Source organism: Caballeronia sp., from assembly GCF_028292365.1.
Taxonomy (GTDB): domain Bacteria; phylum Pseudomonadota; class Gammaproteobacteria; order Burkholderiales; family Burkholderiaceae; genus Caballeronia.
Genome location: NZ_JAQGMM010000469.1, coordinates 1 through 8,036, shown reverse-complemented (window position 1 = coordinate 8,036; position 8,036 = coordinate 1). Strand labels below are relative to the sequence as shown.

Annotated in this window: 5 protein-coding genes and 4 pseudogenes; 5 read left to right on the top strand and 4 right to left on the bottom strand. The window is 57.3% G+C overall.

The window, feature by feature from the left end:
* Positions 1-180: pseudogene (locus tag JWR14_RS27380) on the bottom strand (IS110 family transposase); the annotation flags it as partial.
* A gap of 99 nt (positions 181-279) precedes the next feature.
* Here JWR14_RS27380 and JWR14_RS27375 point away from each other — a divergent pair.
* Positions 280-575, top strand: a pseudogene (locus tag JWR14_RS27375) (hypothetical protein); the annotation flags it as partial.
* Between the two features lie 453 nt (positions 576-1,028).
* Complete coding sequence (locus JWR14_RS27370) at positions 1,029-2,429, top strand: HAMP domain-containing sensor histidine kinase (RefSeq protein WP_299714975.1); 1,401 nt, start codon at positions 1,029-1,031, stop codon at positions 2,427-2,429.
* Positions 2,430-2,536: 107 nt separating this feature from the next.
* On the opposite strand, the gene JWR14_RS27365 is transcribed toward JWR14_RS27370, so the two are convergent.
* Positions 2,537-3,256, bottom strand: a complete 720-nt coding sequence (locus JWR14_RS27365; protein ID WP_299714969.1) for an IS6 family transposase — start codon at positions 3,254-3,256, stop codon at positions 2,537-2,539.
* A 72-nt stretch (positions 3,257-3,328) separates the two neighbouring features.
* A pseudogene (locus JWR14_RS27360) lies at positions 3,329-3,820 on the bottom strand (IS110 family transposase); the annotation flags it as partial.
* An 851-nt stretch (positions 3,821-4,671) separates the two neighbouring features.
* Between JWR14_RS27360 and JWR14_RS27355 the strand changes: the two are divergent.
* A complete protein-coding gene (locus JWR14_RS27355) occupies positions 4,672-4,995 on the top strand; it encodes a hypothetical protein (RefSeq protein ID WP_299714966.1) in 324 nt (107 codons plus the stop codon).
* A 328-nt stretch (positions 4,996-5,323) separates the two neighbouring features.
* Complete coding sequence (locus JWR14_RS27350) at positions 5,324-6,262, top strand: LysR family transcriptional regulator (RefSeq protein WP_299714963.1); 939 nt, start codon at positions 5,324-5,326, stop codon at positions 6,260-6,262.
* Positions 6,263-7,010: 748 nt separating this feature from the next.
* Here JWR14_RS27350 and JWR14_RS27345 read toward each other — a convergent pair.
* Positions 7,011-7,213, bottom strand: a pseudogene (locus tag JWR14_RS27345) (IS6 family transposase); the annotation flags it as partial.
* Positions 7,214-7,381: 168 nt separating this feature from the next.
* Here JWR14_RS27345 and JWR14_RS27340 point away from each other — a divergent pair.
* A complete protein-coding gene (locus JWR14_RS27340) occupies positions 7,382-7,642 on the top strand; it encodes a LysR family transcriptional regulator (protein WP_366144607.1) in 261 nt (86 codons plus the stop codon).
* Positions 7,643-8,036: the final 394 nt, after the last annotated feature.

Sequence of the window (8,036 nt, the reverse complement as noted above, 5' to 3'; positions counted from 1 at the left end):
CCAGTTAAACGTCGCCTCGATGACCACCCCCACCAACTCTTCACGGTGCGGCGCCAGTGCCGCCCGGATCTGTACCGGATCGTTCGGTAACCGCCGCTGGTAGACGATCCGGTCAGCTTCATCGCTGACCACTATCACACTGTTGTTCGAGTGCAGGTCGATTCCACTAAACTTGTTCATGCCGGCCTCCTGTGGTCAAGTTGGTGGGATTTGCACCCTGACTCTACGCCAGCCGTCTACTGGGACCGAGGCAGGCCCGCTATATGATTATCAAAACCCTTCGTCAAAGCCAGTGCCCGGCTCAACAACCGGGCCGAAAGCCGTCATCAACCTACGCGTGAACGCGAGCGCCGCATGCGTGGCTTTCGCGATCGGGAACGCACCCACGCGTTCTTATCTAGCTTCGGCCCGATCAGGCAGCACTTCGCGCTCAAGCAACATTGCTGCGCGCCTCGCTATATCGAAAACAGCTCGCCGCACGCTTTGGCGCCTGGCACCGCTTTACTGAACTGGCCCAAAATCCGTTTGCCTTCAGAGCAAAGGCGCCTCCTCTGCGCTTTTCTCGCCGTCGTTAAGGTAACGTGACAGAGCCGGTTAGATGAAACATCGCGATTTGTGAGCTACGTCTGCGAATCTTCGACCGCTTTGCGTCACTTTGACACTGCTAAATTGGATCGAAATAGAGTGAATTTTTTTGATCGCGCAACCCTGTACCTTTCGACGACATTGTTCGCGCATGTAGATCGGCTTGACTGAAGATGATTGTTGTCGGCTCGAGCAATAGTGATTCGCCAAAACGCAAACAAAATTTTCTTCAATCAAGTGCTCACGCGGCCACCCAAGCGGCACTTTTAGTCTGCATCATGTCCGCGGCAGAGCGCGATTCTAAAAAATGTGTTCTCCTACGGGCCTTAGATCGTTTATCCGAATTCAGTGTGAGTGATGCAGGCAGGCGATTCGCGCAACACGTCGCGCCAGATCGTACGCGATGCGCTGCGAAACCTATTCCCGCACGAGCGACTGCCTTGATGAAATCCCCCTTTCCGAACGAACCTGCGGAGCCGCAGCGTCGCTGGACCACGATGACTTCCCGGTTGCTATTCATCTATACAGTGACCTTTCTGTTGTCGATGATGTTGCTGCTAGTCTTCGTGGAGCACGTGGTGACCCGGCAGATGGAGCACGAAGTCGACGTCGTCATGGACTGGCAACTGATCTATTTTGATTCGACGCCAGACAATGTGCTTGCCGACGCGATCCGTAACCGCCTCGAAAACGAGCGCATGCACGCCAATTACTATGGTTTGTTTACGCGGGACGGCAGACACATCGCTGGCGACGTGATGGTGTTTCCTTCACAGTTAACCGTTGACAGGCTTGGAGTGACGCTAGCGCACACGCTATCTATCACCGGCACCCAACCGGCGCCGGTGGTGCGCGCGATGGCGGAGCGGCGCAAGAACGGGGACATATTGCTGGTCAGCCGCGATGTCACGAACATCTTTCGCATTCGTAAGGCGATCACCAATGCATTTGTGATGGGCGGCATGTTTTGCCTGGCCGCTGGCATCGCTGTAGGGCTTGCCATGAGCGTGCGGCAGATGAGACGCGTGAGGGCGATCCGCCGCGTTACGCTGCGAATCTCGCAGGGCGGTCTGAACCAGCGTCTGCCGACTGGAGGCGGTGATGAAATCGACATGCTGTCGCATCTTGTCAATCACATGCTCGACGAGGTCGAGCGGCTGATTGCCGAGGTAAAGGGCGCGTGCGATAGCATCGCCCACGATCTTCGCACCCCGCTTGCGCACGTCATTGTGTTGCTCGGCAGTATGGTCCAACGAGCCGAACTCCTCAACGACCGGCCAATGCTGGACCTGATTGCGCGCGCGCGATCCGATACAGATCGTCTGTTGGAGCGGTTCCGGGCAATTTTGCGCATCTCGGAGATTGGCGCGCTGAAACGTCGGGACGGGTTTGCCGACATCCAACTGGAAACACTTGTGCGGGAGGTCGGCGAGCTTTACGAACCGCTGGCGGAGAGCCGATCAATTCAATTCGTCATGCGCATAGAGCCGACCCCCGACATCCGCGGAGACCGCAACCTGCTGTTCGAGGCGCTCAGCAACCTGATGGACAACGCGATCAAGTTCACACCGGGGGGCGGCACGGTAAAGATGGAATTGAGGAAGACGCCGGCCGGTCCGCAGGTCAGCATCGCCGACACGGGTCCAGGTATTCCGGCCGCCGAGCGCGAGGTGGTGCTGCAGCGCTTCTATCGGAGCGAGAGGACGCAGCATCTTCCCGGTTCCGGCATCGGTCTAAGCATTGTGTCAGCGGTGCTTCGCGTGCACGACTATACGATGAGGATGGCGAGTGCTGAGCCGGGCGTCCGGGTGATCATTGATTGCTGGTCGCGCACCCTTGGTTAAGGTCGTGCGATGGGTTCTGTTGCAGTAATGCGGTCCGCTATCGTGTGCGGAACTGCTCTGGCGCAAATAGCGGAAATAGTCGAGGAGGTTAATATTGATAGGAGGGCTTATTGAACCGAGAGGACCGCATTCCAGACGGTCGGCGTAGTGGTGTCTTTGAGGTCGAGCGTCACGAGATTGAACTGCCCCTTGCGAATGCGATGCATCAACTCGATGCCAGAAATCGTGGTCGCGGCGCCTCTAAACCGCTTGAAACCAAGCATGACCTTCGTCCGGGACTTGATGTTTCGATGGTCTTGCTCGATCAGGTTATTCAGATACTTCGAGGATCTAACTTCGTTGTCGGCAGGCAGCAAGCCGTCGGCCTTCAACTCGCGCACGGCCCGGTGCGAGGCCGCGTTGCCATCGAGTGTGATGGTTTTCGGTGGCTGCCCCTGATTCTTGATGGCCTTCTTGAAAAATGCTTTTGCTGCTGCCACGTCGCGTTTGGCGGGGAGCATGAAGTCTACCGTCCGGCCTGCCCGATCCACCGCCCGATAGAGGTAGACCCACTTGCCTCGGATCTTCAGGTATGTTTCGTCGACACGCCACGACTCTCCTGTGGGCGTGCTAAAACGGTTCCAACGTTTGACGAATTCCGGCGTGTAACGCTGCACCCAACGCAGGATCGTCGTGTGCGCGAGTGACAAACCCCGCTCAGCCATCATCTCGACGAGATCCCGCAGGCTAAGCTTGTAGCGCAGGTACCAGCGAACACACAGAAGAATGATCTCGCGATCAAAGTGTCGCCCATCGAACAGCTTGTCCAGGCTCTTCAGCTTACTCATTATCAGTCGTCAATTCGTGTAGTCCGACGACTCTAACCCATTCACCGTCTTCGATTGCACCAGAGCCTTCTCCAGTACGCCGGCGATGGTCCTGTCGAGTGCGGCACGACCGACTCCCATTACCTCTCCATATTCGGTCAGCAGACCCCGCAGGCTGTTGATTTGCATCGTGCGAAACTTCACCAGTTGTTGCCGCATCCGGTGTAGCGCCAGGACGGCCTGCTGCGCTTCGGTCTTCACGGTGACTCCCTTGCTGGGCACCTGCATGGCCATCCAGATCGCCCGGGCGTCCGCCGAATCGTTCTTGTTTCCGGTAACGAACGCGTTGACGAACTTTGCGGGCATCAGCTTCACCCGATGGCCCATTTCGATCAACCGCCGGGCCCAATGCTGGGAGCCACCACAGGACTCCATGCCGATCAGACAAGGAGAGCGATTGGCAAAGTATTCAAGAAATACTGCTCTTTTAATGGGTTTGTTCACGATCTCGCCGCTGTCCGGGTCGACCCAATGAACTTGCATCACGTTCTTCGCGATATCCACACCCACTATCGTATGCGTCATGATCGCTACTCCGATTTGCCTGGGAAGATCTTTATGATCCTCCAGCTTTGGCACTCGATTCCGTCCCCCTGTGGGTAAGGGCAACACTCTGCATATCTCCATCGGTTGGCGGGGCCGTTTATTCCATTCGCACCAGCAGCGGATCGTTTCGTACGTGACCACGACACCACGCTCAAGCAACAATTCCTCGATGTCGTGCAGGCTCAGACTTAACCGGAAATACCAGCGAACCGCGCAACTGATGACGACAGCAGGGAAGCGCTGACCGTGATAAAGCGATTTCGTTTTCTTCATCACTTCATTCTACCGCCGACTCCCCATCAACATGACAGAGCCCTTTTTAATTCACCGCGCATCGTCAGTGGAATACATGGATGGTTCGATGAGCATGTCGTTCAGATGACAAAGAAGTAATCTCCGCGTCACGGTTCGCTCAGACTTCACTCTCCACAATGGACACCGTTCGGAATCAAATCTTATCGATTTCGCACCGTTCTGGAAGGGTATATGAAGCCCCAAGCTATTGCCGCTGAGCTTAACGCTGTAACGCTCGCCGCGTCTGCATTTGCCGATGCCAACCACGACCGCCCGCAAACTTTCCCTTCGAGCACGTTACCGTCCGCGACCAGCGCCGGTCCGCGTACTTTCAATGCGACGGCTCCAACCGTCCAGCCACCGCAAGGAAAAACCAAAGCGCTTTTGATGGTCTCGGCTGTCGCAACCGCTCGCGTTGCTCCCCGCTCCCGCTACGTGTCTCGCCCTCAGCCTCATCCGGGAGAGAATCGTGTTTAAGTTAATTACGTTGCTCGGCGCGGCAGCGTGCTTGGGTGGTTGCGCCATCGCATCAGGATATGGAGACGCCCAGCCATACGATTCGGCGTACGTCTATCCCTGGGGCGGCTGGGGCGGCTATCACTGGCACGGCGACCATTGGCACGGCGGACATGGCGGTGGAGGAGGACATGGCGGTCGAGGAGGACATGGCGGTGGAGGAGGACATGGTGGCGGAGGAGGACATGGTGGCGGCCGCTGACACGCTCCCCCGGTTTCGCACATTCGAGATACAGCCTCATGGCAGCCGCATTCAGGTTGCCAGGCAATCGGCTGCAATTATCGAAGGTAAGTCGAAGTCAGGCCGCGGTTGGTGCATGGCTGAAAGCGACCAGGTTGTGTGAAAACCCGATGGCAAAACAATGCGACGCGTGACCCTGACCCCTGCGGCGCGTTTGACTTCCTTCGCGGCTATCACGGCACCGACAAGAAGGGGACTCCGCTGATGCGTTATAGACGAGTTTAAGGGCTTTGTTTCAAGACCTACGGGGCTGCCGTTGCAGAATCGCTAATTGCCACACGGCAATTAGCGATTGACACCCGATTGGATCCGACAGATAATTACCGAATGGTAAATAGAAGAGCGAATAGCCGAGTGGCGATCTGAGGCGTACGCCACCCACGGTTGGCTCGATTGGAAATGAGCCTTACCGTCCGTCGAAGGAGGTAAAAATGGACCAACTGCTGTCAATGAAAGCTTTTGTGACGGTCGTGCGTTTGGAAAGCTTCACCAAGGCCGCGACGCAGCTAAGCATTTCGCCGTCGGGGCTCTCTCGCGCCATCGCCAATTTGGAAACGCACACGCGTACCAGACTGCTGAACCGCACCACGAGGCACGTGTCGCTCGCCGAGGGTGCACGCGACTACTTCACCACCTGTTCTGATCTCCTCGACCGCCTGCGCGACAGCGAGCAGCGTCTGCTGGAGGATCGTGACACACCGACCGGCGTGATACGCGTTCTTGCGCACCCGTTCGCTATCGAGGCGGGACTACCGCAAATCATAGAGAGATATCGCCGGAACAGGCCGGATGTGAACATCGTGTTGAACACGGCCGACGGCCCCGTGCGGCTCGAGCACGGCGAGCATGACGTCGCGGTATATCCGCGGCATTTGATCCAGGACGGCGGCGCGATTTGTCGACCGCTGCTGCGTTCGCAGTTCGTTCTTGCGGCCAGCAAGGCCTATCTCGATCGTGTCGGCCGCGCGCCATCCGCCCACGACCTCTCGGGACACGTGCTCGTGTCCTCCGTTATCGATGGGCACGCCCAGCCGGACCTGCGGCTGGATCTGGACGGGACGGTGATCACGCCCGTAGCGCCCGCGGTGACGATGATCGTGAGCGAGCCCGTAGCAGTTCAGTTGGCGCTGTCGGGTTTCGGCATGGCCCTGGTCCCGAGAGCTACAGTGGAACGCCACATTGCCGACGCCCGTCTGCAGTTCATTCTGCCGAACTGCAGAGTGACATACGCGCCGGCCGATCTGGACGTCGCCTTCGTCCGACGCCAGTCACTCCCGCGGCGCACGCGCGAGTTCGTCGATACCTGCGTACAGTTCTTCGAGCCGGTAGTCCGGCCGACAGTGGCTCACGGTCTGGCGGTAGCGGCCTGAACGAGCGCACCGCAGTTGCGCGTTAGATCGCGTCATAAACACCGCAGTACTTAGTTATCCTGCGCTGACTGGCGGGCATAGACGCGCCAGTCAGTGGAATCAACAATTCTGCCTTCCCCCTCTGGTTTTAGTCGCCCCGGGCACCTATCCGGCTGGCGTGTCTCGTTTTTCGAAGGACACTATTTTTGGTTTTGTCGTGCTTATGGGTTTCCTCCTGTTCCAGTTGAACCCCGAACACGACCGCCTGACCCAACCCCTTTGCTCCAGCTGCATTACCAGCCTTCGTCGCTCGTACGGGTTGGTCCGCCCCAGTGCTCCGCATCGGTACTCTCGCCTCGTGGCTTCTACCACTTGTGCTTCTCCCTTCGCATCGGACGAGTTCCCGCAGTTCCGCACAAGAGTCTGGATCAGCTTCACGCCCCTTTACGCCGGCCGCCGCCTGCCCAGTAATCAGGTTTCCGGCAGGCTTGTCCCAGGAGATCAAGCTGCCCCTGGTTTTGACGACAAGTCTCTGCATTACGACGCGTTATCGGAAGGTTCACTTTCGTTCGTCTCTCTGACCCATACCTGCCCGAGGTTTGGCCTCGTAGCTTTGTCCCAACGTTCACCGCCGCGGCTCTTTACCGCAGCAGCTTGGGGTTGTTTGGAGCCTGCGCCTGAACACCGACTCCGAGGGGCCTGCCCTCATCTCTCATGCAGCTTGTACACGGTCCGTCAGTTCACTGCGAACCTCCTTTCCGTGTGCCTGCGGCACGCGTTTGATCACCCAGCGATGTACGCTGGAATGGTCAACCTCGAAACCCCGTTCGGCCATCATCTCCAGGTGGCGTAGGCTCAGCGGGTAGGCCACAACACCGCACACACAGCAGGATCACGTCCAGCGGATAGTGCAGGCTTGAGTACCTTCGCTACGCCGGCAGGCAGGGCTTTTCTCGCAGTCGCCTTCTTCATATCACGCTTCACTTCCATAAAATGTCCGCATGGATTTTACTCCTGCACCCCTTAGTACTACAGCCATAGATTTTTTATCTATACTATTGATATTTAGGATAACCACAAAACCGAACTATGAATTCGACTGCGAATGCGCTCAGTGTTGTTGACCCTGGATGACAAGTCATGAATCAGCTCGATTCGATGCGCATTTTTTCAAAAGCCGCCGAATGCCTGAACTTCGCCGACGCAGCACGCCAACTCGGCATATCGAACGCGGTGGTGACACGGAGCGTAGCAACGCTCGAAACAAGTGCGGTTCTTTCGAAGCTCGACTGTGCCATCGCAGCCATTGAATTTTTGCTGCTGACGCGCTGGAAGGTTCCACCACTCGCCGTCGTTGTGCTTTGTACGCTCGCCGGCATCGGCGAGGCGACCTGGCACTGAGTCGATGATTCCCAGGAAGCGGGGAGTATCTGACTCAAGAAGGTAAATCGTAAACTGAACTGCAATCGGCGCAATACCGCGCCTCGATGTCAGTGGCACTTTTCGCGATACCTGATTACCTGCATGGCAGAACTCGGACGCCAACTGGGCACCATGTCCTATCGCGCTGAGCTGATTATTCCCGCAACGGTGACAGTTTGAATGTGTTCTACGACTGTCCAATAACCGAAAGGCGCAGCTAATCCTCATCTAAGAATGGCAGCATAATCTTAAGACTGCGTGCAGCATTAGCCAAGCGCGGCGTACTTTCTCCCTGCGTCAGGCGGGCTCTCTCGGTCCTGTCTAGCGGTCCATCCAGTGCGTGAACAAAGCGTCGCCCAATAACAGGGGTGCC

What these genes read in the sequence shown, in the direction of transcription:
- JWR14_RS27370 (WP_299714975.1), top strand. Translation starts at nt 1,029, where the DNA reads ATGAAATCCCCCTTTCCGAACGAACCTGCGGAGCCGCAGCGTCGCTGG.
- JWR14_RS27365 (WP_299714969.1), bottom strand. Translation starts at nt 3,256, where the DNA reads ATGAGTAAGCTGAAGAGCCTGGACAAGCTGTTCGATGGGCGACACTTT.
- JWR14_RS27355 (WP_299714966.1), top strand. Translation starts at nt 4,672, where the DNA reads ATGGAGACGCCCAGCCATACGATTCGGCGTACGTCTATCCCTGGGGCG.
- JWR14_RS27350 (WP_299714963.1), top strand. Translation starts at nt 5,324, where the DNA reads ATGGACCAACTGCTGTCAATGAAAGCTTTTGTGACGGTCGTGCGTTTG.
- JWR14_RS27340 (WP_366144607.1), top strand. Translation starts at nt 7,382, where the DNA reads ATGAATCAGCTCGATTCGATGCGCATTTTTTCAAAAGCCGCCGAATGC.